21 protein-coding genes, 1 tRNA gene and 2 riboswitches are annotated in these 25,561 nt (G+C 39.4%); of the genes, 9 read left to right on the plus strand and 13 right to left on the minus strand.

All coding sequences use genetic code 11. The features are described 5' to 3' along the window. Positions 1-35: 35 nt before the first annotated feature. The 3 genes from BSM4216_RS02865 to BSM4216_RS02875 all read right to left on the minus strand — a co-directional run bounded on the left by BSM4216_RS02865 (position 36) and on the right by BSM4216_RS02875 (position 3,348). Positions 36-830, minus strand: a complete 795-nt coding sequence (locus BSM4216_RS02865; RefSeq protein WP_048622668.1) for a sensor histidine kinase — start codon at positions 828-830, stop codon at positions 36-38. 429 nt (positions 831-1,259) lie between these two features. After that, on the minus strand, positions 1,260-2,573 hold the full coding sequence (locus tag BSM4216_RS02870; protein ID WP_048622669.1) for an APC family permease: 1,314 nt from the start codon (positions 2,571-2,573) through the stop codon (positions 1,260-1,262). A gap of 364 nt (positions 2,574-2,937) precedes the next feature. Next, on the minus strand, positions 2,938-3,348 hold the full coding sequence (locus tag BSM4216_RS02875; RefSeq protein ID WP_048622670.1) for a carboxymuconolactone decarboxylase family protein: 411 nt from the start codon (positions 3,346-3,348) through the stop codon (positions 2,938-2,940). Between the two features lie 116 nt (positions 3,349-3,464). Between BSM4216_RS02875 and BSM4216_RS02880 the strand changes: the two genes are divergently transcribed. From BSM4216_RS02880 to BSM4216_RS02895, 4 genes are all read left to right on the plus strand, one after another. After that, the gene (locus BSM4216_RS02880; RefSeq protein ID WP_048622671.1) at positions 3,465-3,929 is read left to right on the plus strand and encodes an Lrp/AsnC family transcriptional regulator; all 465 of its coding nucleotides are present in this window, start codon (positions 3,465-3,467) and stop codon (positions 3,927-3,929) included. A gap of 307 nt (positions 3,930-4,236) precedes the next feature. Continuing rightward, positions 4,237-4,962 (plus strand): 5-oxoprolinase subunit PxpB, encoded by a 726-nt coding sequence (gene pxpB, locus BSM4216_RS02885; protein WP_048622672.1) that lies wholly within the window; start codon positions 4,237-4,239, stop codon positions 4,960-4,962. Then, a complete protein-coding gene (locus BSM4216_RS02890; RefSeq protein ID WP_048622673.1) occupies positions 4,929-5,900 on the plus strand; it encodes a 5-oxoprolinase subunit C family protein in 972 nt (323 codons plus the stop codon). The genes pxpB and BSM4216_RS02890 overlap by 34 nt, the downstream gene beginning before the upstream one ends. Continuing rightward, entirely contained in the window at positions 5,893-6,648 is a 756-nt protein-coding gene (locus BSM4216_RS02895; protein ID WP_048622674.1) for a LamB/YcsF family protein, read from the plus strand. The genes BSM4216_RS02890 and BSM4216_RS02895 overlap by 8 nt, the downstream gene beginning before the upstream one ends. A 187-nt stretch (positions 6,649-6,835) precedes the next feature. Here BSM4216_RS02895 and BSM4216_RS16090 read toward each other — a convergent pair whose 3' ends face one another. Beyond that, on the minus strand, positions 6,836-6,988 hold the full coding sequence (locus BSM4216_RS16090; protein WP_081473049.1) for a YpzG family protein: 153 nt from the start codon (positions 6,986-6,988) through the stop codon (positions 6,836-6,838). Positions 6,989-7,709: 721 nt separating this feature from the next. On the opposite strand from BSM4216_RS16090, the gene BSM4216_RS02905 reads away from it, so the two are divergent. Then, positions 7,710-9,071 (plus strand): amino acid permease, encoded by a 1,362-nt coding sequence (locus BSM4216_RS02905; RefSeq protein WP_156179209.1) that lies wholly within the window; start codon positions 7,710-7,712, stop codon positions 9,069-9,071. 95 nt (positions 9,072-9,166) lie between these two features. Here BSM4216_RS02905 and BSM4216_RS02910 read toward each other — a convergent pair whose 3' ends face one another. The 5 genes from BSM4216_RS02910 to BSM4216_RS02930 form a co-directional block, all read right to left on the minus strand. Then, positions 9,167-10,018, minus strand: coding sequence for a TIGR03943 family putative permease subunit (locus BSM4216_RS02910; protein WP_048622677.1), 852 nt, complete (start codon positions 10,016-10,018; stop codon positions 9,167-9,169). Positions 10,019-10,115: 97 nt separating this feature from the next. Further along, positions 10,116-11,000, minus strand: coding sequence for a permease (locus BSM4216_RS02915; protein WP_048622678.1), 885 nt, complete (start codon positions 10,998-11,000; stop codon positions 10,116-10,118). 556 nt (positions 11,001-11,556) lie between these two features. Further along, the gene (locus tag BSM4216_RS02920; protein WP_048622679.1) at positions 11,557-12,558 is read right to left on the minus strand and encodes an ABC transporter substrate-binding protein; all 1,002 of its coding nucleotides are present in this window, start codon (positions 12,556-12,558) and stop codon (positions 11,557-11,559) included. A gap of 16 nt (positions 12,559-12,574) precedes the next feature. Further along, entirely contained in the window at positions 12,575-13,342 is a 768-nt protein-coding gene (locus BSM4216_RS02925) for an ABC transporter permease (protein ID WP_048622680.1), read from the minus strand. After that, positions 13,335-14,066, minus strand: coding sequence for an ABC transporter ATP-binding protein (locus BSM4216_RS02930; RefSeq protein ID WP_048622681.1), 732 nt, complete (start codon positions 14,064-14,066; stop codon positions 13,335-13,337). The genes BSM4216_RS02925 and BSM4216_RS02930 overlap by 8 nt, the downstream gene beginning before the upstream one ends. A gap of 111 nt (positions 14,067-14,177) precedes the next feature. Continuing rightward, positions 14,178-14,281: riboswitch (TPP riboswitch) on the minus strand. Positions 14,282-14,502: 221 nt separating this feature from the next. Here BSM4216_RS02930 and BSM4216_RS02935 point away from each other — a divergent pair. Further along, positions 14,503-15,000: a competence protein ComK gene (locus BSM4216_RS02935; RefSeq protein ID WP_234395458.1), complete on the plus strand. Its 498-nt coding sequence runs from the start codon at positions 14,503-14,505 to the stop codon at positions 14,998-15,000. 466 nt (positions 15,001-15,466) lie between these two features. Further along, positions 15,467-15,654, plus strand: a riboswitch (Lysine riboswitch). A gap of 165 nt (positions 15,655-15,819) precedes the next feature. After that, entirely contained in the window at positions 15,820-17,271 is a 1,452-nt protein-coding gene (locus tag BSM4216_RS02940) for an amino acid permease (protein ID WP_048622682.1), read from the plus strand. Positions 17,272-17,573: 302 nt separating this feature from the next. Here the strand turns inward: BSM4216_RS02940 and BSM4216_RS02945 are convergent. From BSM4216_RS02945 to BSM4216_RS02950, 3 genes are all read right to left on the minus strand, one after another. Further along, positions 17,574-17,647: transfer RNA gene (locus BSM4216_RS02945), tRNA-Pro, on the minus strand. A gap of 338 nt (positions 17,648-17,985) precedes the next feature. After that, positions 17,986-18,366, minus strand: a complete 381-nt coding sequence (locus BSM4216_RS16095) for a YmaF family protein (protein ID WP_082142237.1) — start codon at positions 18,364-18,366, stop codon at positions 17,986-17,988. Between the two features lie 445 nt (positions 18,367-18,811). Then, entirely contained in the window at positions 18,812-19,093 is a 282-nt protein-coding gene (locus BSM4216_RS02950) for a hypothetical protein (RefSeq protein ID WP_048622683.1), read from the minus strand. 475 nt (positions 19,094-19,568) lie between these two features. Here BSM4216_RS02950 and BSM4216_RS02955 point away from each other — a divergent pair, with 475 nt between their 5' ends. Beyond that, positions 19,569-20,180 (plus strand): flavin reductase family protein, encoded by a 612-nt coding sequence (locus BSM4216_RS02955; protein WP_048622684.1) that lies wholly within the window; start codon positions 19,569-19,571, stop codon positions 20,178-20,180. 348 nt (positions 20,181-20,528) lie between these two features. Here the strand turns inward: BSM4216_RS02955 and BSM4216_RS02960 are convergent, their stop codons facing one another. Then, positions 20,529-23,660, minus strand: a complete 3,132-nt coding sequence (locus tag BSM4216_RS02960; RefSeq protein WP_048622685.1) for a sensor domain-containing protein — start codon at positions 23,658-23,660, stop codon at positions 20,529-20,531. Positions 23,661-23,982: 322 nt separating this feature from the next. On the opposite strand from BSM4216_RS02960, the gene BSM4216_RS02965 reads away from it, so the two are divergent. Continuing rightward, positions 23,983-25,344 carry an IS4 family transposase gene (locus BSM4216_RS02965; RefSeq protein WP_048622686.1) on the plus strand — a complete coding sequence of 454 codons (1,362 nt, stop codon included), beginning with the start codon at positions 23,983-23,985 and terminating at the stop codon, positions 25,342-25,344. Positions 25,345-25,561: the final 217 nt, after the last annotated feature.

Here is a 25,561-nt window from a genome sequence, read left to right on the forward strand (position 1 = left end):
TGGCTCCTAACCGCAAGAATATTAGAATAATAATTTTAACTTTTGTGATATATTTGCTGGCTTTGTGGAATTTTGACTGTGACTTGGGCCCCTTTCGTCGGATGATTTTGGATATCCAAAGTTCCATTCAGCGTTTCAATAATCGTTTTGCAGATTGGCAATCCGATGCCGGTTCCTTCATCCTTTGTTGTGTAAAATGGATAAAAAATCTGTTCGAGATGTTCGGGTGAAATTCCCGGACCGCTGTCAATGATGAAGATCATCACGAATTTGTTTTCTTTTTTGGTGATAATCTCGATGGTGCCGTTTTCTTGTATTGCTTCCACTGCATTTTGGATCAAATTGATCAGCGCTCTCTCAAATCGACTGGCATTTCCGGTTATATACGTTTCATCCGCTAAATGAGAATGGAACTTTATATTCGAAGGAGCAGTTTGCAAGGAAAAAATATGGACTATTTTTTCAATGCTATGTTTGACATCAATAATGGAAAGATTGTCTTGGTGCAAATAAGACTTTGACAGGCTAAGAAGCTCTTGAATAAGAGACTCCATTCGCAGCGCTTCTTCTTTAATGATCGATGTATAGTGTACGGTATACGGGTCTGACTTGATGATTGGATTTTCTTCTAAAAACTGGGCAAAACCAATAATCGTTGTCAGTGGATTGCGTATTTCATGAGCAAAAAAAGCTGCCATACGTCCAATCGTTGCATGATCGTCTTCTGATTTCTTGGATACTTCGTCATTTGATTCTTTAGGATCTTTTTCGACCTCGACAGGAATGTGAGAGTCCTTTTTTTTCAGCCATTTTTGGATTAAATTGTTCATATATGAAGTAACACTCCTAAAAAGGCCCATCTATTTTCCTAAATCAACGTTAGGAAAATACAGGAATTTTATTCTTTGAATTCTACATGATTTGTCATGATTCCTTCTTTTCAATGAAAAAAAATGGATCGCTGTCAAAATATTTTTCAGCATAAAATGACATCTTTTCATGGCTTTTCAAATTGAAGGAAGCAGATTTTGGTTGCATGTGAACGCTCTTCCTGAAAATAATTTTTGCGCCACCGAACTTCTTTTATTTTGAAAGGCATAATCGTTCCAAAGGCAAATAACCTCCCATGGCGTTTTCTGTTCAATCGAAGCCTTTTTGGGCGAAATAAGCATTGCTTGCAAAAGTAAAGGGTCTACTCCTGTATTCCTTTTTATGGAAATGGAGAGCAGACCCTTATCATGCAAGCCATGAAAAAATGTTTATGGCTGCATGCGTCTTGTTAAATATTTATAAAGCGGAACTCCCGCTAAAGCGACGAGAATGGACAAGAAAGAATCTATCGGTTTGTCGACTAATGTACTGCCGACAATATAAAGAGTTCCAACGATCGCCACGATAGGCGTCAGCGGATATAATGGCACTTTATACAAGCTGTTTTGTCGTCCGTCTTCTTTTTTCCGAATCAGAAAAACCGCGTAAAAAGCTAATCCGTAAAACAAGAAGACAACGAATATAGCGATATCGGACAGCCTGTCAGGATTGCCCACCAGCATAAATAAGATGGCTAAGACCGTTTCAAACAAGGAGGCATATAAAGGAGTTTGGAATTTAGGATGGACTTTGGACAACCATTTTGCGCCAGGAAATAATCGATCTTCTGCCATAGCAAAAGAGATGCGTGGAAAAGTCATGATCTTTCCGTTCAGACAGCCAAAAATGGAAATCAATATTCCAATCGCAATTAATTTACCGCCGATATCTCCAAACAATATCGAAGCGGCAGTATGGGCAGCGTTCGGCCCTAACTCAACGATCTTGCTTGCCGGGAGAACGTGAAGGAGAGCGACATTCACTGAAAGATAAGCTATCATCACGGCGGCGATTCCCGTAATAATCGCTTTCGGAAGCGTTTTGGACGGATTTTTCATTTCACCGGCCATAAAACCGACATTCATCCAGCCGTCATACGCCCAAAGGGTAGCTAAAACGGCGGCCCCCATACTGATCGATTGGCTGTTTCCGCTGCTCATTCCTGTAATATGACTATCTCCATGCCAAATTCCAAAAACGGCAATCATGGCGATAGGAACTAGCTTGGCCACTGTGAGGAGACTTTGAATGAAGCCACCTAAATTCGTACCTATTGCATTAAGGATAAATAAAAATAGAACGGAAGAAACGCTGACGAAAAGTTTGCCGGTTTCCGACAAGCCGACCAGATCTGCCACGAGTGAACCGAAATATAATCCGAGGGCTCCAATAACCGCCGGTCCATAGATAATGGTTTGCATCCAACCGCATAAAAATCCCCAAAACTTTCCGTACACTTCTTCCAAATAAGCGTACAAGCCGCCGGTCTTAGGAATTTTTACACTGACTTCCGCAATCGTTAATCCACTTGCCAACGTAATGATACCGCCGATGATCCAAGCCCAAAGCGCCATTGTAGATCCGCCGGAAGAAGCAAGGACAATTCCCGGCTTCATAAAAATTCCTGAACCAATAACTGTTCCGATCACGATAGACGTTGCAACCACAAAACCGATATTTCTTTTTAGTTGAGTATTTTCCACGATGTTCACCACGCAAGGACAAATGTATTTTTATGACGGTTTTTGTTGATTATACCACGAAATAGTATGAATTCTTTTTATTTGAAAATTTAAATTTTTATATGTAATGCACAATATTTAATGAATTGGACATTTTGGAAATATAGTATCATTCGATTTTCTCGATGGTTGATTATTAAACGAAAGACCAATTGGTTTAGGGATTTGAGAAGTCAGGAAAGATAAAACAAATCGTGGAAACATCATGTCAGTGAAAGGTTTTCACTATTTTATGGCGGGGTCTATCAGCGAATGATTGTAAGAGGATCGACTGCTATTTTGTTATCTGTCAAACAAAATAGCAGTTGTTGATCCATTTGGCTGATTACGGTTTTAATCCTAGAGCAGCTCCAAACCATTGAGAAGCGATCGTAAAGCAAATGTATGCGCATAGTTCACTGATTTGTTGCTCCGTAAAGGTAGTTTTCAACAGTTGAACAGTAGAATTTCCGGGCGAACCGTTCGTTTTCAACATGACTTCCGCGAAAGCGGCAGCAAGACTTGTAGATTCATCCAACTTTGATAAATCGGGCTTTCCTTTCGCTTTGCAATATTCACATTGGTTTTGCTGCGCCAATGATCTTCTGATTTGTTCCTTTAAATCAGCTGAAAGTAATGAATCTTCCGAAAGCACGTTGCTTAGTGCGTTCCATTTTTCTAATATTTCCTTATTGTGTCCTAACAACTGTTGAAAGGGGGTTTCCCCATTTTTTGAAAATGAAATTCTGGCTTCCATATTCTCACTCCTTTTCTTTTATTATAAAATGTGGATATTGAATTACCATTTCAAATATAATGAAAATAAAAATAATATATTTTATATGAAATGAATTTTAAAAGGATGGTTTGTAAATGAAAATAGACGAAATCGATATACGAATTTTGCAGGAATTGAAGAAAAATGCACGGTTGTCGATGAGAGAACTAGGCAAAAAAATAAACCTTTCCCCTCCGTCCGTAGCAGAGCGGGTAAGACGATTGGAAGATCAAGGTGTCATTGAAGGATATACGGTTTCCATTAATCGAAAAAAATTAGGGTTTGCGATCGATTGTTTGATAGAAGTATCGATTAAAAATGGCGAATATCAACGTTTTCAGCAATATATTGAGAGTCATCCTCGGATGGTGTTTTGTTATCGAATTACCGGGGAATCTTGTTATATGGTCAAGCTGTCTGTCGTGAGTTTAAAGGAAATCGAAGATTTTATTAATGAGGTATGTACTTTTGCTAAAACCGTTTCCCATATCGTGATTTCGGAAGTGAAGCCCCAACCTGATGCAGAGTGGCAGCTGCCTATTTTACAAAATGAAAAATAGAAAGGCGGGGATTTGGCTTTATTTTGAATCATTTTTGCCTTGGGGAAAAGGGGAATGCTTGCTGTCAATTTTTTAATAAACAGAATTATCGAATAAATATGCCTGTTGTTATTTTAAAGATATTTAGAAATAATTTTTATTTAGTATAATGAAATAGGATAGGACAATATTCAAGCTGAATCAGGGGTGTTAATGTGATACAAGCTATGAAAAATCAGAGTAATCTGCGCCCCTGTCTTTATATTGGTTCATCAGTGCCGAGATAAAGACCACGTTAATTTCTTATTTTTAAAAGAAGGGTGCAACGATGATGGATGCAGTTTTTACTCCACTTGGAGATTCAGCCGTGACGATTGATTTCGGAGAAGGAATCTCATTAGAGAAAAACCGAAAAATTTTGAATCTGGCAAACGCCATAAATGAGAAGCCGTTTCATGGATTTTTAGAGGCCGTTCCTGCATATACAACTTTAACGGTTTTTTACAATCCGGTTGAAGTGGGCGGGAATGATCCGTATGAGCAGGTTTGCCAACAATTGAAGGAGCGAATGAATCATGGGATCCAGTATAAGATTCCGAAAAGAAAAGTGTGCATTCCCGTTTGTTATGATGAGGAATTTGGTCTTGATTTAGAAGAAGTGGCCAAATCAAACGGCTTATCAGTCGAAAAAGTGATTGAAATTCATTCATCCGCCAGCTATCACGTTTATTTTCTTGGCTTTGCCCCAGGGTTTCCTTTTTTGGGAGGAATGGATCCATCCATCGCGACTCCAAGAAAAAAATCACCCCGACTGAAAGTTCCGGCAGGTTCGGTTGGAATTGCCGGATATCAAACAGGGATTTATCCGATAGAAACACCTGGAGGCTGGCAGATAATAGGCAGAACTCCAATTTCTTTATTTCATCCTGATCGAAATCCGCCCACCTTTTTGCTTCCGGGTGATGAGATTCGATTTGTTCCGATTACAAAAGACGTTTATGAAAATTGGGAGGATCAAACATGGGAATTCACGTCACAAAAGGAGGAATGTTAACGGTTGTTCAGGATTTGGGGCGATTCGGATACCAGTCCTACGGTTTTATTGTAAGCGGCGCCATGGATGCTTTTGCCATGAAAATAGCGAATATCACGGTAGGGAATCCTGAAAACGAAGCGGTATTAGAAATGAATTTCGTCGGACCGACATTGCTGTTTGAGGAAGATATGGTGATCAGTTTATTTGGTGCGGATATGTTGCCTGAAAAAAATGGAGAGGCGATTGCACACGGTAAACCGATCTCTGTGAAAAAAGGAGATGTTCTTCGGTTCCATGCGGCGGTGAAAGGAAGCCGCTGCTATTTAGCCGTAAAAGGGGGATTTGATCTTCCCCCTGTTTTAAACAGCAAAAGTACTCATTTAAGCGCAAAAATTGGCGGGTTTCATGGAAGAAAACTCGAGTCCGGGGACAGGATTCCGATTCGACAGCCCAGCCGGATCCTTCCTGTTTCTTGGGGGATTGGAAACAGCTATCGCCATTATATAGGAACGGAAGACCATACGATTCGATTTGTGAAAGGCCGACAATATGATTGGTTTACGGAAGAAGCGATTTCCCGATTTCAATCCGAGACGTTTCAAATTACTCCTCAGTCGGATCGAATGGGATATCGTTTAGAAGGACCTTCCTTAAGTTTGAAGAAAAACAAGGAATTAATCACAGAGGGAGCAACGTTTGGCTCCATACAAGTGCCTCCGAACGGTCAGCCCATTATCTTGATGGCCGACAGACAACCAACGGGCGGCTATCCAAAGATTGGCCAGGTGATTCAGGCGGATTTGCCGAAACTGAGTCAAATGCGGCCCGGAGATACGATCCAATTTCAGGAGATTAGCTTGAAAGAAGCGCAGCAAATACTGATCCAAGTCCATCGAGAGCTTGCGTATTTAAAAGCGGCTGTCAAATTAAAATGGAGGGATGTTGCCTATGTTTAAAGTGGATCTCAATTGTGATATGGGAGAAAGTTTTGGTCGGTATACTCTTGGCAATGACAAAGAAATGATGGCTTATATCTCCTCGGCCAACATTGCCTGCGGTTTTCATGCGGGCGATCCGAACATCATGGATCAAACCGTAAAGCTGGCATTAGAGCACGACGTAAGTATTGGCGCCCATCCCGGTTTATTGGATTTACACGGCTTCGGCCGAAGAAATACCCAGATTACCCCTGAAGAGGCTTATCAGCTGGTTGTCTATCAAGTGGGTGCATTGCAAGGATTCGTTCAAGCGAATGGTGGAAAACTCCATCATGTGAAACCGCATGGTGCGCTCTATAATATGGCCGCCGTCCATAAAGAACTGGCGGATGCTATTGCCTTGGCTGTTTACCGGATCGATCCTGAAATCGTATTGTATGGACTTTCCAACAGTGAATTGACGAAAGCAGGTGAAGCGATCGGTCTTAAAGTCGCGCATGAAGTGTTTGCTGATCGCACTTATCAAAAAGATGGAACATTAACGCCGAGAAACATGCCGAATGCTTTGATTACGAGTGAAGAAGCCGCCATCCGACAAGTAGTGAAAATGGTAAAAGAACAAAAAGTGGCCACAGCCGATCAACATGAAATCAGGATTCAAGCAGATACGATTTGCCTCCATGGAGACGGACGGAATGCTCTTTTATTTGCCAAGCGTATTCATGAAATATTTCAAGCAGAAGGAATTAAAATCGAGACCGTCTAGAATTCGATAAAGGAAGAAAAGAGAATGGCGCCTTTACCGAGACAAAAAAGAAAAAGGATTAATCGTTTCCGCTTTTTAGCCCGTTTGTGATAGAAGAATCAATAGCAACACCGTACCGAAGCTCTTCTTAAACTTTCAGGCTGGTCCCACTGTTGTACCGGTGGACCAGCCTGGTGAATTCAAGAGTTTACCAGCGGTGTGCTTTCGCGTTTCTTCTTAAAATAAAATTGGTTTTTGACATTTCAGTATGCCCGTTCACTTGTGATTTGGAGCGTTTCGGTCTTGTCCAATTGTGGTGAAAAAGTTCTGAGTGCGGATCAAGCTGATCTTTATAACTCATCTTATCACCTCTTTGAAAGGATAGGCGATATTCAACGAGGAATATCATATATAGGTTTTGTAACATCGAAAGAAATATTCTTTCGATGAAGCATTAGTGCTTTTCCAATTTTCCCAAAATAAAATAAGAGGAAGGAAAAACGTACTGTTTGCCGATAGCGCCGTCAAAAGATGCTCAGCGGCTAAAGCCATTGATAAGGAATGAAAAACTTGTAAGATTTTGTGACATGTAATACAATAAAGAAAAAATAAAAAATTCTAATAATTAAAATAAAACAAAAGGAGGATATGTTGAAAATGATGGATTATGGCAATAGTTGGGAAAATTTTTCGATAACATAGGTGTTTTCATTTCAAAGATCGAGGAAAGGGCAAGTAGAGGGGCTTTCACCGGATATTTCTGTTTTATATTTAAGGAATTTTCAGATTCTTTTCAAAATGGTTCTGGTTTTGTTGAATTTTATTGTATAATAGTAAGAAATAGCATGAGTGGTGGAGTGAAGGAAGAGTGTGAAACAGGAAAGTCTTCCTAAAACTCTTTTTTTGTTTGCTGAAAATAATTTTTCGGCGGACAAGCCCCCTTTATTTGCATATCACTTGTTCTCTTGCCATTCTGTCCAATCGGCAGTGTAGCTGAGGCGAAAAACGTTCTTTAAGGAACAGGAAAAACAAAACTTTCCATTACACGGAAGCAGTGCGTATGAAAAGAAAGGATGAAACAAATGTCAGATAACAGATCTTTGCAGCGTGGTTTAAAGAACCGGCATATTCAGCTAATTGCTATTGGGGGGGCAATCGGCGTAGGGCTGTTCTTGGGTTCAGGAAAATCGATCCATTTTGCCGGGCCTTCTATTATGCTCGTTTATTTGATCACGGGGATTATGCTCTTTTTCATGATGCGCGCCTTGGGAGAATTGCTGCTTTATCGGCCGACGACAGGTTCGTTTACGGATTTTGCTGAAACGTTTATCGGACCGTGGGCAGGGTTTATTACAGGTTGGACCTATTGGTTTTGTTGGATTGTGACCGGAATAGCCGAAATCACAGCCGTAGGTTTGTATGTGAAATTCTGGTTCCCCGACTTGCCTCAATGGATCCCTGCGCTTATATGTGTTCTTGTATTGTTTGCAATCAATATGGCAACAGTAAAAGCGTTCGGAGAGATGGAATTTTGGTTTGCGATTATTAAGGTTGTGACGATTGTCGCCTTAATAGTCATTGGGTTGATTTTGGTTTTTACCGGATATAAAAGCCACGGCACCCATGCTACGTTTTCTAATCTTTGGAGCCACGGCGGGATTTTTCCGAATGGAGTTTCCGGATTTCTGCTGGCTTTCCAAATGGTCGTGTTCGCCTATGTTGGAATTGAACTTGTGGGGGTGACAGCCGGTGAAGCGGAAAACCCGGAAGTTACTTTGCCAAAAGCGATTAACAATATACCCATTCGCATTTTGATTTTTTACATCGGCGCTTTACTTGTCATTATGTCGATTTATCCGTGGAATGGGGTCGATCCGAACAGCAGTCCATTTGTGAAAGTGTTTTCGCTTATCGGCATTCCTGCTGCTGCAGGTATTATTAATTTTGTCGTGCTGACTTCAGCAGCTTCTTCCTGCAACAGTGGTATTTTTAGCACTAGCCGAATGCTTTATACGCTGGCAAACGAAGGAAAAGCGCCGAAGAAGCTGAAAGAGCTGAATGATCAAAGCGTTCCTGCACCTGCTCTTATCACATCAACGCTTGTGCTTTTGATCGGTGTTTTATTAAACTATTGGCTGCCGGATCAAGTGTTCACGTTGGTGACGAGCATTTCAACCATTTGCTTTATATGGGTATGGGGCGTTATATTAATCGCTCATTTGCGATTCCGGAAATTAAAACCGGAAGAGGCTGAGAAAATTTCATTTAAAATGCCGTTTGCTCCTGTTTCAAACTGGATTGTGCTAGCCTTCTTTGTATTTATTCTTGTCGTGCTCGGACTGGCCGATGATACGCAGGTAGCTTTGTTTGTCACCCCGGTATGGTTTATTCTTCTGGCCATTGCGTATGGAATTACGAAGAGAAAACAAAAAGGCGCGTTGTAAAATTTCAGTCCTTTAGATGCAAGAACCCCGTTCCGAATTTGGAACGGGGTTCTTTTCGGGCATCGGCGGCCGAAATATCTACGGATGTCGTGAGATTAATATTGCCGATATACATAAGGATCTTTCGGTTTTGGTATTTCTTCCCATTTGGTTACTTTTAAATAAGGAATATTTTCTTTAAATGGCTGATAATAAGTGGTTTCCAGCGTTCCTTCTACTTGCAGCCATTCATCTTTGTGTATTTGGGACTTCACGTCTTTTGGAAACTCGACAAGCATTCCATATACTCCGGCATCGGCTATGCAATGGATAATCCCGAAGCGGAGAACAAATAATTGATTGTTTTCAATGTCATCTGTTCGATATGCGAATCCTTTTAAAACAACTTTTTTGTCAATAAAATTGCCCGGATGGTTATAAATGGATTCCAACGCTCGAAAATAATGTTTATCGTCCAGAACGATCCGGTTTTCGGACCCATATTTTTTCAAATCATTTTTGTCCATTTGATTATAGGCAATTTTGTCGTAATAAGGGCTGGCATCTGGACGCAAAATTTGATGGTTGGCATATTGATCGGTATCGTTGTCGATAAAAGAAAAGTGAAAACCTTTCGCTTTTACGATTGTGGAGTCCAATGTTGCTGCCGGCAAAAAAATGCCCGTTATGATGGGAATCAGCATCATAGTATAAGTGAATACTTTTTTCAAAATCGTATCTTCGTCATGGGAATGATCGTGGCCATGGTCGTGATCGTGATTGTGATCTTTACGTTTATCGCCTCTTGCCCATTGAATCAATTGATACAACGTTAAAAAGCCCATCAAAAAGATCATGCTGAAGGAAAGATACGAATATTTCATATTAATATATTTGCTGATATCTCCTTTGGCGTGCAGCATCATAAAAAAATACGTGAAGCCGAATAAAATAATAATCCTGAGCACGATAAACACCTCCTATACAAAGTCTCCTCTGTCGACTGTTTAAAAAGGTTCTACATTTGATTGAAGCAACAGGATTGTTGTGAAAGAAGCCACTTAGCTAAATGATTAATGCTCCGACAAAAACACATACAGCAATCAGTGAAACAAGCACAAACACAAACCATTTTTGAAAAGCGTCAAGCATCATGAATAAATTTTTGATATCCACCATCGCTCCAAACACTAAAAAAGCAATAATCGGACCTGTTCCGAAAAGCCCGGAAAAAGAAGAGGCGATAAATGCATCGGCTTCTGAACAAATCGACAGGATAAAAGCCAGCGCCATCATGACCAAAACGGCCGTTACTTTCGAATGACCGAATTCAAGCAAAGCGCTCGTTTTGAAAAAGGTTTGCATGGCAGATGAAATCAGCGCCCCAAAAATTAAAAATTTCCCAACAGAGAAAAATTCGTCAATGGCATGGTCGATGGTTCCAACTATTTTCGAGCGAAGGCTCATTTTATGAGATCCATGTGAGTGATTGTGAGAAAGATGATCCATCACCTTTCTTAATTGTTGGTCATTAAATAAATAAGAAATGGCAATGCTTACGACTATGGAAACTCCAATGGCTAAGCTGCAGCGATACAGCGCCATTTTCCAACTGTCCCCGAAAGCGACGAAAGTTGAAAATATGACAATAGGATTTATAATCGGGCCGCTCAACATAAAAGCAATGGCGGCATGGAGAGGAACATTTTTTTGTACAAGTCGTCGTGTAATGGGAACGATGCCGCATTCGCAGCCTGGAAACAACGATCCAATACAAGAGCCAAGAGCGGCGGAAGCAAAACGATTGGCTGGGATCATTTTGGCGATCATTTCCTCTGTTACAAACATTTGAATCAACGCTGACAAAAATACGCCGATGACAACAAACGGCAAAGCTTCGATGATGATACTGATGAAAATGGTATTCATTTGTAATAATGTTTGACTCATTGATTTCCACCTCGAATATTCTAGTGTAAGTCTAGACGAACAAAGGGTAGAAATACACTCAAGCACAATAAAAAGAAGCTTAAAAGAAAGAGTGTAAATGATCCATCATGAATCTGAAAGAACTCTGTTTCAATTCCTTCGTATTGGATCCAATAATATTATTAGATGTTTTTATCAAATCACTATCCATATCAACAGTCAAGCAATCTGTTAATCTGTCGGACAGTATAAGAATTTATCAATGGTCCATGGGAAATATGAGAGTCATTCTTGACGACGATGTTGCATGTCTACAAAGCAAAAGAATGCCATATGTCATCATATCAAAATGGATCGGTTCATACGAGTGGAAAATAGTAGACAATTAGACAAACTTTTAAATATCCCGGTTAAAAGAAAATGGTCAACGGAAAAAGAGGAGAAGCGTTATGCGAGACTTTGAATTTGGACCGATACGACAGACATCGCCGTTATGGAGATTAGCGGAAAGAAATGGGCTTCAATGAACAAAGCCCGCGATAAGATTTCTTATCGTGGGTTTTGTTCAATCGATTATTTATTGATTGATATTGTAAAAGGCTTTCTTCACGTCAATCTTTTCTTTGATCACCTTATTTCTGTAAAGCCAATCGTTAACATGTTCCCAAACTTCTTGATCTTGATAACCAAATGGCTTGTCTTTGCTGTTCATTAAAGGAAGCAGGATATTCAAACTTTTTGTTTCTACTTGTTTATCAAGAGGGAAACTGTCGTTTTCATGGTCAAGCAGAATCTTTAAACCGGCTTGAGGGTTTTTAGTAACTTCTGATTGCCCTTTTGCAACAGCTTTCCAGAACTTTTTATACACATCCTTCTTTTCTTGAAGTCCTTTTTCGCTTGCAACCAAAACAAGCTCATAATAATCAGGAACGCCATATTGAGCCGGGTTAAATATCCGAACAGGATGTCCTTCTTTTTCTAAAAGGATGCGTTCATGATTGATATAGCCGCCAATAATGCCATCTACTTTCTTGGAGGTGATCGCCGGAATTAAATCAAAGCCGACATCCGTCATTTTGACTTTTTTTGGATTGCCGCCGTCTGTTTGGATCATCGTATTTAATATGGCTTGTTCTATATCGATAGATGAATAGCCGATATTTTTTCCTTCCAAATCTTTAGGACGGTGGATTGAGCTGTTAGTTGGAACCATTATACAATCAAGTGGATGTCTGACAATGGCCGCTAAAGATACAACCGGAATTCCTTCAGCACGGGAAACGATTAATTGCGGCTGGTAGCTAATCGCTAAGTCGACTTTTCCTGCCGCGACAAGTTTCAACGGATCGTTGGTTTCAGCTGGCATTTTAATGTCAACATCAAGCCCTTCTTTGGCAAAATACCCTTTTTCTTTCGCTGTATAAATGGCGGAATGGACAGCATTTGGATACCAATCCAGCATGATCGTTACCTTTTGCTTTCCATCCTTAGTCTTTGCTGTATCTTGTTGTGAGGAACAACCCGCTGCAATCAAAACGAACAATAAACTTACACCAATCAATCGGATGATTTTTTTCATGACTCAACACCCATTTCTATGATTTTCTATTCCATTTTAAAAAGCTTTTTTCAATGAAAGTGGCTATACTAAATAAAACCAATCCTAGAACCGTTAATAAAGCAACGGCTGCAAATACTCCTTCGGCATTTAAATTTCCTGACATTCTTCTCGTGTAATATCCGAGTCCTTCGCTGGCTCCAAGCCATTCGCCAATGGTTGCACCAACGATGGAATAAATAACGGCCATCTTAATGCCAGAAAAAAGAGAAGGCATGGCGAAGGGAACTTCTACTTTTTTAAATATTTTCCATTTGGACGCGCCCATGGACCGTAACAGATCCACATAATCTTGATCGATATTTTTGAATCCATCATAGCAGCTGATCACGATAGGGAAAAAAGCAACCAGCACCGTTACAGCGATTTTGCTCCAAATATCGTATCCAAACCAAAGGACAAAGATGGGCGAGAGGGCAATAACAGGAATCGTTTGAGAAAACAAGACAAAAGGATAAAGCATTTTTTCTACCAGCTTGGAAAAGTGCATGGCGAGTGCTATGGTGATCCCGCCTACGAAAGAAAAAGCAAAACCGATCAAAGCTTCTTTCAGCGTTGCCGGTGTATGTATCCATAACAAAGCCTGTTTCTGTTCGTATAGCATTTCTAACACTTTGGAAGGAGCAGGAATGATAAAAGATGGGACTTTTCCGGTTCTTGCCGCCCACTCCCATAGAGAAACGGCAATGATGACCAAGAGCCCGAATGCTCCATAATCTGCTAACAATCTCTTTAACTTACTCATTGGCAATCTTCTTTTCTATTGTTTTTCGATAGGTTTGTACTTCTGGCCAATAAACCATGTCGACACTCCTAGGTCTAGGCAAATCCACGATGATTTCTTCCACTTTATGGTCAGCGTGTAACAGCAAAATTTTATCGCTTAACAAAATGGCTTCTTCTAAGTCATGTGTGATAAATAAGATGGTGTTGTCCAATTCCTTCCAAATCGATAACAGCCAATCGTGCATTTCTCTCTTTGTCAAAGCGTCAAGAGCAGCGAAAGGTTCATCGAGGAGCAAAACTTCGCTTCCCATAAAAAGTGTTCGCAGAAATGCCACCCTTTGTCTCATGCCTCCGGAAAGCTGTTTTGGCAAAGCGTTCTTCCAACGGATCAAGCCAATGCGTTTCAGCCATTCTTCAGCATCGGCTTTCGTCAAGTTTCGCTTATTTTGAACTTCCAAAGGGAGCATGATGTTGTCTATCACGGTACGCCACGGAAGTAGTAAATCTCGTTGGGGCATATAACCAACACTACCGGGGCCCGGTGTTTTTCCGTTGACGGAAATGATCCCTTCCTCACATGGAAACAAGCCGGCAATCAGTTTTAATAGTGTACTTTTTCCTGTCCCGCTTTTTCCGATTAATGAAACAAATTCTCCTTTTTCGATATGAGCGGAAAAGTTAAAGATGACCGGTTTTGTTTCACCGGGATAGGTATAGGAAACATTTTCTAAACACACAGACATTTTTCGTGTTCCTCCTTTCCTCTTGAGTTTTCCTTTTCTCTTTGAGGCGGGAATGATGAAAAAAACCCGCTCTTCAGCCTAAAGAGCGGGTTCATCTTCAATGTCCATTTCAAAAAGACTCCACCACTTCCCTACGCTGGCATTACCCATCTCAGGTTCAAAGGGTTTAGAACGAACGTTCAATCTCAGCCTTGTCGGCTCCCCTAGTGTGTTGTAAGCAACTATTAAATTCTTATAGTCTATCCTAGCAAAATCATTCAGAAAAGTAAAACGTAATCGAAACATTTTGTTATAAAAAACTTTTTCATTCAGTATAAATGAAAGGTTTGTTTTAAAATATGAAAAATTTATAAAAATTATATAAATTCAGATAATTATTATCCGTTATGGAGTATAATGGTTAAAAATTGGAAAGGGGAGAATCTCTTTGAAAAAAGTGGTAAATTTAATTACTAAAAAAACGATGGCAATCGCTCCGGCTTATGATCTTGAACATGAATCCATCATTTATGAAGTGGACCGCACGTTTTTCAGCAAAAAACGTCCGCTGGAAATTTTGGATGATGCCTGCATTTGTCGTTGTTCCACTTATGAGGGAAGAATTCGTGCTGTCCGAAGAAAATTAGGTCACTATAAAAAAACTCCTCTGATGATTTCTCCGGATGAAATGCTCTACGCCTTTCCTACTAAATCACCTGAACGATATGATTGTATATGGGTTTTTCCGCGTCATGTGAAAGATTGGAGAGAGGCAGGGGAGAATGCGTTGATGGTTCGATTTTTTAACGGATTGGAAATTACCGTCAATTGTTCCTCTTACACTTTCAAGCGTCAAAAAGAAAAAACAGCGGACTGCTTAATGCACTTTTCTGATCCTCCGTTTGTACATATTAAAGGGTTTTCAGCAATCAAAAAGGAAACGGAGAAGATTTAAAATTTACTTTTCATTTGCCATAAGGGAATCCTATTTTTAGGATCAGCTCTTTTGGAGCGATTCTTTCTTCATCAGTTTTTCTGATTTGTTTTTGCACAATTTTGCAAACGATTTCTTTTTGTGGGGTTGATGTACTGAAAGGCTGATTCACTAGAGCTGTTTTTCTTTTAGAAAGGATTTTGCTGTGAATCAGCTTCTTTTATTTTACCGAATCGTGTATGGAAATTCTTTAATAGTGCAAAAACAAGATGAAGATTGAATTGGGTCAAAAGTTCTAAAATCTAGTGGACGATCATAAATGAGAAAATATGATTATGCCACCGATAACAAGAAAGAATAATAGAATTTTTGGAGGAAATGGAATCAATGATCGTAAAAACGAAATAATTAGTAGTTGCATTATTTTTCGTTATTATTCTATAATTTTTAGTGTGATAATTGAATAACGAGTTAAATCCTCATCAATTGATGGGGTAGAGGTCGCGGCTTTTATGAGTAATTCGGACGAGATGCTGAGAACATTGACGACTCCGAAGGAAAGGAAAGGCCGCCGAAGTCCGTCCTGTTCTCAGAAGGCGCGGGCTGGGGCTGTATCCGAATAGGAACAGAACTGTCACGCTTTTTGCCCGTAAAGCGTGGAGCACTACTGAAGAAGTATGATGAGGGGTATTTCTATATTTGCGCCATCGAATCTTCTTCGGTGGCGCTTTTGTTATTTAAAGCCAATAAGGATCAACGAGTTTTAATAATGAATCTGTTTAGGCAGTCATCACCGCTTTTTATCTGCAGCAGAATGATGGCAAAGGAGTGTTTAGTTGAATGGTGAAAATACAAGACAGTAGAAATGCGACGGAGACGGGCAAGTTAAAAAGAGGACTTCGATCGCGTCATTTAACGATGATTTCTCTTGGGGGCACAATCGGTACCGGATTGTTTCTGGCCAGCGGCGGAGCGATTCATACGGCAGGGCCTGGAGGAGCGTTATTGTCTTATTTGATTATTGGAATTATGGTGTACTTTTTGATGACGAGTTTAGCGGAAATGGCTGCCTATATGCCGATCACTGGAAGTTTTAGTACGTATGCGACTAAATTTGTTGATCCTGCTTTAGGATTTGCCCTCGGCTGGAACTATTGGTATAACTGGGCCATTACCATTGCGGCAGAATTATCTGCTGTTACCATGATTATGAAATTTTGGTTTCCGCATAGCCCCTCATTGCTTTGGAGCGGACTTTTCCTATTGATTATGTTTATATTGAATTATTTAGCAGTAAGAGGTTTTGGGGAAGCGGAATATTGGTTTTCCCTTATTAAAGTAGTGACGGTCATTGTCTTTATCGTCATGGGCACTTTAATGATTTTCGGCATTATTGGCGGAGAAGCCGTTGGATTTAAGAATTTTACGATCGGCGATGCTCCTTTCCACGGTGGATTTATGGCGATGCTGGGCATTTTTATGGCGGCCGGATTTTCTTTTCAAGGTACTGAGCTTCTTGGGATTACGGCCGGTGAAACCGATGATCCGAAAAAAAATATTCCAAAAGCGGTCCGGCAAGTCTTTTGGAGAATTCTTTTATTCTATGTATTAGCTATTTTAGTCATTAGCCTTCTAATTCCTTATACAAATCCAAACCTTGCAAACGACGACGTTTCTGTCAGTCCGTTTACGCTTGTCTTTCAAAAAGCAGGGGTTGCTTTTGCGGCATCTGTCATGAATGCCATAATTTTGACGGCGGTTTTATCTGCCGGAAACTCCGGAATGTATGCTTCTACAAGAATGTTGTGGAATTTGGCTATGGAAGGAAGTGCGCCAAAATTTTTAGCTAAATTGGATAAACGAGGAGTTCCCGTTAATTCCTTGATTGTGACCGCACTGGTCGGCTGTCTCGCCTTTTTAGCATCTCTTTTCGGAGACGGGGTTGTGTATACATGGCTGCTAAACGCTTCCGGCATGACGGGATTTATCGCATGGCTTGGTATTGCTGTCAGCCATTACCGGTTCCGCAAAGCTTATGTTGCCCAAGGCTACAAGTTGGAAGATCTTCCTTACAGAGCGAAGCTTTTCCCGTTTGGTCCTATTTTTGCTTTTGTACTCTGCACAATCGTTATTTTAGGGCAAAATTACTCTGCCTTTATCGGCGATAAAATTGATTGGCACGGCATATTAGTTTCCTATATTGGCATTCCTGTTTTTCTCGTATTTTGGTTTGGCTATAAGATTGTAAAGAAAACAAAAGTGATTTCATTAAAGGATGTTCAATTCAAATAAGTTTTGTAAAGAATGCTTATCCCCGCATGGTCCATCCATGCTGGGATTTTTCTTTGACTACGGGATCTATTGGAGTTTATGTCTGTTTATTTGCACCGTTGGCCAATAAAAAAGGAGAACAGACACCCGTGGTATTCCGTGAATTAGACAGAATAGGTATCGTGACGAACGATTAATGGAAAGAAAACTGTGTTCAAACATGAAGGAATAAAGTCGAGAAATTCGTTTCATTCTACCGTTTTCAGTATTGGGCGAGTGGGCGTAAAAAAAGAACCTTTGAGAGATCAAAGGTTCTTTTTGGATCGGGAAGACAGGATTTGAACCTGCGACCCCTACGTCCCGAACGTAGTGCTCTACCAAGCTGAGCTACTTCCCGGTATTTTTTCGACATTGATTATTATATACCTTATCACTGATTTTGTGAACTGCCTAAAAGTTATTTTTATTTTCGAAATTTTTTGCGACAGATTGATCGTTATAATAGTAAAAATAAAGAGCACCGACGGAAAATCGGTGCTCAATAGGTAGGTGTGGTAGACCTCGTGGTTTACCAACCAAAACCTTATCGCAATTGAAAGAATATCAGATTATGTCGAACTTTGTCGATGAAAAAATAATGGTTATACTTCCGATTTGTGGGAATTGTTGTTTGCGAAGTTATGAAACATGGTGTGGATATGTGGATTACCTTTAAATTCACATCTGCGAAATAAACTATGAACTTGTTCTTCCGCTATATCTATGTCGATGAGGTGTAATTCCTTCTATGTTGGTTACCCCCTCGAATTTGTGATAATGACCGCCTTCAGAAAGTGGAATAGCCGGACCAGTAACCCCGCGGATCATATGTCGATGTCCATCATTAAAAGAAGTAAAAGCAAAATATCTATGTGTATGTTGAGATGTGTTTAGGGCGGGTTCAGTAATTCCGATAAATCTATGGTTATGCCCCGCGTTATAAGAGGTAGCTCCTCTAAAGCTGTGGACATGGAGAGAGATAAGCCTTCCGTCCCATGAGTTGACGTAAAGTGGATAGGAATGAACGGGGGCAGAATCATTCGAATGATACGTGTATCCGGAAACGGGTATCTCCATCAGCAAAACTCCTTTTCATTTTTTTATATTGTATGGGAAAAAGTCTAAAAAAGAGTGGGGATTTGCCTGAAGTGGATAGAACGATAGTTTGGCGGAATGATAGTGGTGGGTGAGCACCATCATTCGCACATCCACACTTATGTTCGACAATCAAACAGACATTCGAACAGATGGTGTAATATCGTTGGATAAAATGGCATTCATAAACTGGAACGACCCAAAGTTCCAAACGGAAATGAAACGATTCCGAATAAAGGTTTAATGAAGGTGCGATGGGGCTAAGCAGAGAGCCGAGACGTTCATTAAATACGAAACGGGCATGAGAGCTGGATTTGAATACATCCTTGGCATCGTTAAATAGACGGCTTGGAATGTTTAAGAGTTTGGCTGCAAAGAATGGAAAGATGAACGAGAAACAAAATTTCTGGTTGTGCCTTTAAAAAATTTACAGATTGTTTCGGAACGATAATAAGGTTGTTTTCAGTGACGCATAGCTTCCTATAGCGGCATAGCCATAGAACCATCCCATAAAAATGCCCGCGATCAAGTGGTGGCGATGGCTGATGAACACAGAGAACAGCAATCCAATGATGACCGCTACCGCCGGTACATATTTTTTAGGGACTTTCAAAAAAATCTTTATAACTTGAGTTAGAATGAATACAACAGGTACAGCGATGAAAGCATCCCAGACATTTGTTTGTATGACAGGAAAATGGAAATTCATTCATTTCATCCCTTTCTTTCGTATGAGTAGTATTTGTTTATTTGTCAGGAAATAAACCATTTAGGTGCTAGTAGACCCGGATATTGAAGTTTGGGACATCCATACAGGAATGCAGCCTGTCTTGCAGAATATTTTCTAAAAGGCTTTTAACGACAAACAGTCTTCTTGATTCTTCACTTTCCTTGAATCCATTTCTTTCATTTGCTATAATGAGTGACATTCTAATTATAAAATTTTTAGCTATATATCTTGATTTCGAAATATTAGAGAGCAGAATATATTCGAATGAAGAGGAAGGCTGATGTCGAAAACATTGAATTGGGGCTCACCATGAAATGTTCCAAAATGTGATGAACCACCCGGCCTTCCTCGGAACTTGTAGAAAATGGATGCTTTCAAAATAATTGGAGCCCAGAAAAGAAGAGGAATCGTGCTGTTTGTCTTATAATTCGGAAAAAGAAGGAGGAAGAAATCTTTGTTAACGATCGATCCATTATCTTTGCCGGAAAAGGAAAATTATAAGTTTTTAACGGGAGGAATTATTCCCCGCCCCATTGCGTTTGTTACCTCTTTATCTAAGGAGGGTGTATTGAATGGCGGGCCGTTTAGTTACTTTAATATCGTGGCCGCTAATCCACCGCTTTTGTCCATTTCGGTGCAAAGAAACAATGGAATGAAAAAGGATACGGCGAGAAACATTTTAGAAACGGGTGAATTTGTTGTTCATATTGTGGATGAAAGCAATGTGGAAAAAGTCAATCTGACGGCTGCTACCATTCCGCCGGATGAAAGTGAAATTGAGTTGGCCGGACTGACCCCTGTTGAAAGCACAAAAATTTCTGTTCCGGGAGTCAAAGAGGCGAAAATTCGAATGGAATGTGTGTTGGAACAATCGCTCGAACTTGGCGGCAACGGAGAAAACGCTGCTTGTGATTTGATTATAGGAAAGATTGTTCAATACCATATTGACGAAAATCTTTATCATAAGGGAAGAATAGATGCCCGCCAATTGAAAGCTGTCAGCCGATTAGCCGGAAGCGATTATGCAAAACTTGGAGACTTTTTCTCTATCGAACGGCCGAAATGAGAAGAGGAAACCGAAGGAGATTTCATTTTTGGCGTTAAGGCTATGATCCTTAGTTTCCAACGTCAGAATTTGTAAGAGTATCTTTTGAAGGAATGGCGCAATGATTCGGATGAAAAAATCGCTTTGGATAAAGCGGGAAAGGTCATTATCGAGGGAATGGCGGACAAACACAAGTGTGATATCATGATTCCACGGAAATAGAAAGATGCAAAACGATAAATACCGGAATAGCGATGTTATTCATTGGAAAAACACAGCCCCTCTTCACCCTGAAGAGGGGCTAAATGGAACCGGAGGAATAAAATTACTTATAAGTGAATAAGTTCATCTTTCAGAGTAAAGTCCGTTTTATTCTTTTTTTAGAAGCTTTTTTTCAATTTGTTCACTCTTTAAAGGTTTGCTAAATAAGTACCCTTGTCCAAGGTCACATCCGTATTGCGCAAGGATTTGAAGCTGATATTCGGTTTCGATTCCTTCGGCCACTACACGTAAATTTAAATTATGGGCAAGGGAAATAATAGAATGTACAAGAGAAGCATTTTTTTGATTCGTTAATTCTTCGACAAATGATTTGTCTAGTTTTAAAACGTCGACTTGCAATTTCATTAAATACGACAAAGAAGAAAAACCGGTTCCAAAATCGTCAATGGCAATTTGGACTCCCATTTGCTTCAGCTTTTGGATCGTTTGAATTGTCGTATCGAAATCTTGAATCATCGTGCTTTCTGTCATTTCTAATATAAGATATTGAGGTTCGATCTCTGCTTTTTTTATTAAGTTTAATATGTCTTCGACTAACGTTCCTTTTTCAAAATGCTGAGGCGAAATGTTGACGGAAACGGGAACCTTATGAAAACCAAGCAATTGCCATTTCTTCATTTGCTTCCCAACTTGTTCAAGAACCCAATGTGTAATGGGAACAATTAAATCTAATTCCTCCGCACGAGAAATAAATTCACTCGGGGCGATCATTCCTTTTTGAGGATGGTTCCAACGAATTAAGGCTTCTAAAGATTCAATCCGTTTCGTTAATAGATTAAATTTCGGCTGATAGACTAAATAAAATTCGTTATTAAGGATGGCTCTTTGAATATCACTTTCGAATGAATCGTTGAAATCCGTTAGCTTGCCGCAAAATTGATAATTGTTCTTCCCGAATTGTTTCGCTTTGTGAAGAGCTTGATTTGCATGTTTTAATAATGTGGAGATATCTCCGCCGCAATTTGGATAGATGCCAATTCCAATAGAAGAAGTCGTCTTAAATTCATGGTTTTTGATTTTCCATGGCTCTTGCAGTGCCGATAAAATTCGTTTTGCCAGATTGCCCACATCTTCGATCGAAATTCCTGTAAGCAAGATCGCAAATTCGTCTCCGCTCAATCGCGCCAATGTATCTTCTTTACGAATGCATGCTTTCACCCGTTTCACAAACTGGATCAATAACTCGTCTCCTACGTCATGTCCTAACGTATTATTCACCCATCTAAACTGGTCTAAATCCAAAAACATGACAAAAAACGGTTCTTGACGGCTTTTAGCTTGATTCATCGTATGGTGGAGGCGTTCCATAAATAAGCGGCGATTGTAGGAACCGGTTAGATAATCATGGAAAGCCATGTTTTCTAATTCTGCTTCATATTGTTTTCGTTCTGTCACTTCTTTTGAAACGCAAAGAATGTGATGAAGCTCCTGGTTCTCGCCATACACGGGTGTCATCTTTGTTTCTAGCCAAATAAAAGAACCCTCTTTATGTTTAAAACGGAATTCCACCGAACTATGCTCTTTTGTTTTTAAAACGTTTTGGAAACACCTAACCACTCGTTCGATGTCTTCTTTGTGAACAAGTTTATAAGGGAATTCGCTTCCTTCATTTAGAACGATTCCTAAAACGGTACGATGTGAAGGAGAAGAATATAAAATATTCATATCAGCGTCAAGAAGAGAAACGAGGTCGGTCGTGTTTTCCGCAATTAATCGATACTTCGCTTCATATTCCTGTAATTTTCTTTCCTCTTTCACGATAAAATTTTGTAAAAACGCTATTATATAGGCCGTTTTCACTTGCTCATTATCGATAAGCGAGAGATTATTATCCACATCTGTTAAATTTTCATCATTACGGCCAAAAATCGTGTCAACCAGTTCGGACGTTCCGTCTAACTCGATCTGGAATGACTTTTTCAATGACGTCTTATTTTCAGGAATCTCCACAGAAAGATTTTTCCCAAGCACTTCATTTTCTGAATAATCGTATGTCGATTTTTGATTTATTTTTTGGAGATTGACAATCGATTCGATTATATTAGAAAAAGGGTCTGGAATTTTTTTTGCACGAATTCGTTCATTTTGGCTGCTCTTTTGTTCAGTCATGTTTTGGGCAATCCCCAATACACCGGTTACAGTATTGTTCACAATAATCGGAATATTGGTTAGTTTAAGCAATACACGCTCTTTTTTCTGATTATAAATGGAACATTGGTAGTGTCTGATTTCTCCTTGCAAGACAGCATGGAAATGTTCCATTGCAGACGCCAGACTATCAGGTGTTATTAAGGAAGCAAATGAACAGTTCATAAGATCTTTCCATCTATATCCGGTCACTTGTTCAACCGAGTGATTGGCCTTTAAAATACGACCCTTCAAATCCAATTGGAAGATAAGAACGGGATGGTTTTTTGCTGCAGATTGATGATACTGTTGGCTTTCTTTGAACTGATGCTCTTTTTCCGTTTGTTCCGATATCTCTTTAAAAATCCCCATAAAGCCTATGATTTCTCCGTTTTTATTTTTTATGGAGGAATACAAAGTGTTCACATGAAGCAGTCTGCCATCTTTTCGTTTCCATGTTGTTCGATGAAAAAGGAAATTATTTTCTTTTTGCAATAGGGTGGTCCGATTGTGGCATTCTTCCTCAAAATGACCCGGCGTGAGCTTTAAATGATGAATAGGGAGCCCAACGACATCTTCTTCTTTCCAACCAAATAACGAGGTAAAGGAAGGGTTGGCGCGGATGATGTTCCAATTGGAATCCATTATCAATATCCCATCCGATGTCGCGGCGAAAAAAGATTCAAAAATGGAACGCAAAGGAATGAAGTCTTCCTCGATTTTTTTTCGTTTGTTTTCAACTCTTCCGATCACTATCATATGAGTACATTTTCCTTGAGAATTGAAAATAGGGGTGATCGCCAATTCACTTACATTCTGACCGATGATAGACTGAATTCCGTTATTATACTCTAAGCAGCGGGCTGAAATGAACGCTTTGTTTAACGCATCATGGAGGTTTGACGCATACGGATCGGGAAGCACTTCTTCCGCAAATTTTCCGTATTTTTCTTTGTTGATACCGACTTTAAAAGCTGTTTCATTTGCTGTCAGCAATTGAAACTTTCCATCTATGACTTCAAAAAGGAGGGCAAAATCTGTCATTTGATGAAAAGCTTTCTCAATCATTTCTAATAAAGTAGAATTTGACATATTGAAACCCCTTTTAGTATAATCTCAAATTCATCTATCTTATTTTTCTTTATGTTGATAATTTTTTAACTTTTTCACGAAAAAATACACATTTATTTTATCTAATAAGTGTGTGTATAAAAGGTTTGTAGAAACTTTCTTATTATACTTTTTTTACATACTCAGCTTTCGCAGTCCAAAATCTTGTTTAAATGCTTGATGTAAATGGTTTTGGGAAGTACAAAATTATCATTTGACATTTTTTAAAACATAAAGAAAGACACCTATTCTTTTGGTAAAATATTGGTGACGAAACCAAATCCAAAAGAAAGGTGTCACCACTATGATAACGAATAAAGACTACTTTGCGCAATTACCAAAAGAAATTAAACAAGGATTTTCCGAATTAAATATTGGATATCATTTAAGAAAAGCGAATATTACGAAACTTTCCGGGTATTCTTGTCTTACTGTTTTCAAACTGATTTTTCTTTTAGTCTTCCAATATAAGAACTGGTTTCGTGCTTTTATGAGTAAACGATCTCAGGATCTGCCCGGAAAGGATACAGTCTATCGCTTTTTAAATACACCAACCTATCATTGGAGAAAGTTTCTGCTTTCATTAAGCAGTGAAATGATCCGTCTGCTTCAACCATTAACTTCAAAAGATCGTGTCACAGCTTTTGTGATTGATGATTCTGTCTTTTCAAGAAACCGTAGTAAGTCGGTTGAACTGTTGGCTAAGGTTTTTGATCACTCTACCCATCAGTACTTGAAAGGGTTTCAAATGCTTACCCTTGGCTGGACCGATAGTTTTACTTTTATTCCCATTGATTTTGCTCTTCTAAGTTCACCGAAAAAGGAAAATCGCCTGCAAGAAATCAATACCAATATTGATAAACGAACATCTGGCTATAAGCGTCGCCAGGAAGCTCTGAAATCAAAACCGGACGTGGCTTCAGCTTTACTTGATCATGCGCTTGAAAAAGGGATTATAGCTGACTATGTTCTCATGGATTCCTGGTTTACACAAGCGCCTTTAATTGAGAAGATTACGAACAAAGGGTTATTTGTCATTGGCTTGGTGAAGCAATTAAAGCAGCGATACGTTTACAATGGTGAACGTTTCACACTGAATCAACTTTACAAATTGGCAAAACCTCACATGGGTAAAAAAGACATTCGCGGATCCGTTTATGCTACTTTAGACAATGGAATTCCAGTAAAAATTCTATTTGTACGAAACCGTAATAAACGGAGCGAATGGCTTGCCATTCTCAGCACAGATACAACATTAGAAAATGAAGAGATCATTCGTATTTACGGCATGCGTTGGGACATTGAAGTCTTCTTCAAATGCAATAAATCCCTTTTAAATTTAGAGAAAGAATTCCAGGGACGTTCCTACGACATGTTAATTAGCCATACAACCATTGTTTTTACACGATATATTCTCATTGCTTGGCAAATGCGAAAAGAGGAGGATCCTAAGACGATTGGCAACCTTTTTTACATCCTTTGCGAAGATGTAAAAGACATAGATTTTATTACTGCCCTTCAATCACTTATTGACCTTTTCCAAACTTTGGCGGAAGCCGAGGTTTCTTTGAACATGGACATCTTTAAAAATCAAATGAATAAATGGTTGGCCACTATACCTAATTATATCAAGCAATGCTTAAATATTTCTGTGTGCGAAAGTTGAGTTACATATTAATACAAAATACTACAAATGACAACTGACAAAGGCTGATTGAGTCGAGTTTTTTCAAATTTTCGTTTTTTTTGCATGAAATTAGGGCATTATAAAAATTTTATTGAAAGCGTTATAGCAATCAAAAAATGATTTTCTTATGGATTTTTTGCGCAACTTACCTGTGGATATTTCTTTTTCGTTTTTTACTATGAAAAAGCGATTGGAA

The sequence above is a fragment of the Bacillus smithii genome, from assembly GCF_001050115.1.
Taxonomy (GTDB): Bacteria; Bacillota; Bacilli; order Bacillales; family DSM-4216; genus Bacillus_O; species Bacillus_O smithii.

Bases quoted from the DNA above. Each gene is read 5' to 3' on its own strand.
- BSM4216_RS16095 (WP_082142237.1), bottom strand. From the start codon at position 18,366: ATGGAGATACCCGTTTCCGGATACACGTATCATTCGAATGATTCTGCC.
- BSM4216_RS02940 (WP_048622682.1), top strand. From the start codon at position 15,820: ATGGTGAAAATACAAGACAGTAGAAATGCGACGGAGACGGGCAAGTTA.
- BSM4216_RS02965 (WP_048622686.1), top strand. From the start codon at position 23,983: ATGATAACGAATAAAGACTACTTTGCGCAATTACCAAAAGAAATTAAA.
- BSM4216_RS02875 (WP_048622670.1), bottom strand. From the start codon at position 3,348: ATGGAAGCCAGAATTTCATTTTCAAAAAATGGGGAAACCCCCTTTCAA.
- BSM4216_RS02905 (WP_156179209.1), top strand. From the start codon at position 7,710: ATGTCAGATAACAGATCTTTGCAGCGTGGTTTAAAGAACCGGCATATT.
- BSM4216_RS02925 (WP_048622680.1), bottom strand. From the start codon at position 13,342: ATGAGTAAGTTAAAGAGATTGTTAGCAGATTATGGAGCATTCGGGCTC.
- BSM4216_RS02915 (WP_048622678.1), bottom strand. From the start codon at position 11,000: ATGAGTCAAACATTATTACAAATGAATACCATTTTCATCAGTATCATC.
- BSM4216_RS16090 (WP_081473049.1), bottom strand. From the start codon at position 6,988: ATGAGTTATAAAGATCAGCTTGATCCGCACTCAGAACTTTTTCACCAC.
- BSM4216_RS02950 (WP_048622683.1), bottom strand. From the start codon at position 19,093: ATGAATTTCCATTTTCCTGTCATACAAACAAATGTCTGGGATGCTTTC.
- BSM4216_RS02880 (WP_048622671.1), top strand. From the start codon at position 3,465: ATGAAAATAGACGAAATCGATATACGAATTTTGCAGGAATTGAAGAAA.
- BSM4216_RS02920 (WP_048622679.1), bottom strand. From the start codon at position 12,558: ATGAAAAAAATCATCCGATTGATTGGTGTAAGTTTATTGTTCGTTTTG.
- BSM4216_RS02895 (WP_048622674.1), top strand. From the start codon at position 5,893: ATGTTTAAAGTGGATCTCAATTGTGATATGGGAGAAAGTTTTGGTCGG.
- BSM4216_RS02890 (WP_048622673.1), top strand. From the start codon at position 4,929: ATGGGAATTCACGTCACAAAAGGAGGAATGTTAACGGTTGTTCAGGAT.
- BSM4216_RS02930 (WP_048622681.1), bottom strand. From the start codon at position 14,066: ATGTCTGTGTGTTTAGAAAATGTTTCCTATACCTATCCCGGTGAAACA.
- BSM4216_RS02865 (WP_048622668.1), bottom strand. From the start codon at position 830: ATGAACAATTTAATCCAAAAATGGCTGAAAAAAAAGGACTCTCACATT.
- pxpB (WP_048622672.1), top strand. From the start codon at position 4,237: ATGATGGATGCAGTTTTTACTCCACTTGGAGATTCAGCCGTGACGATT.
- BSM4216_RS02960 (WP_048622685.1), bottom strand. From the start codon at position 23,660: ATGTCAAATTCTACTTTATTAGAAATGATTGAGAAAGCTTTTCATCAA.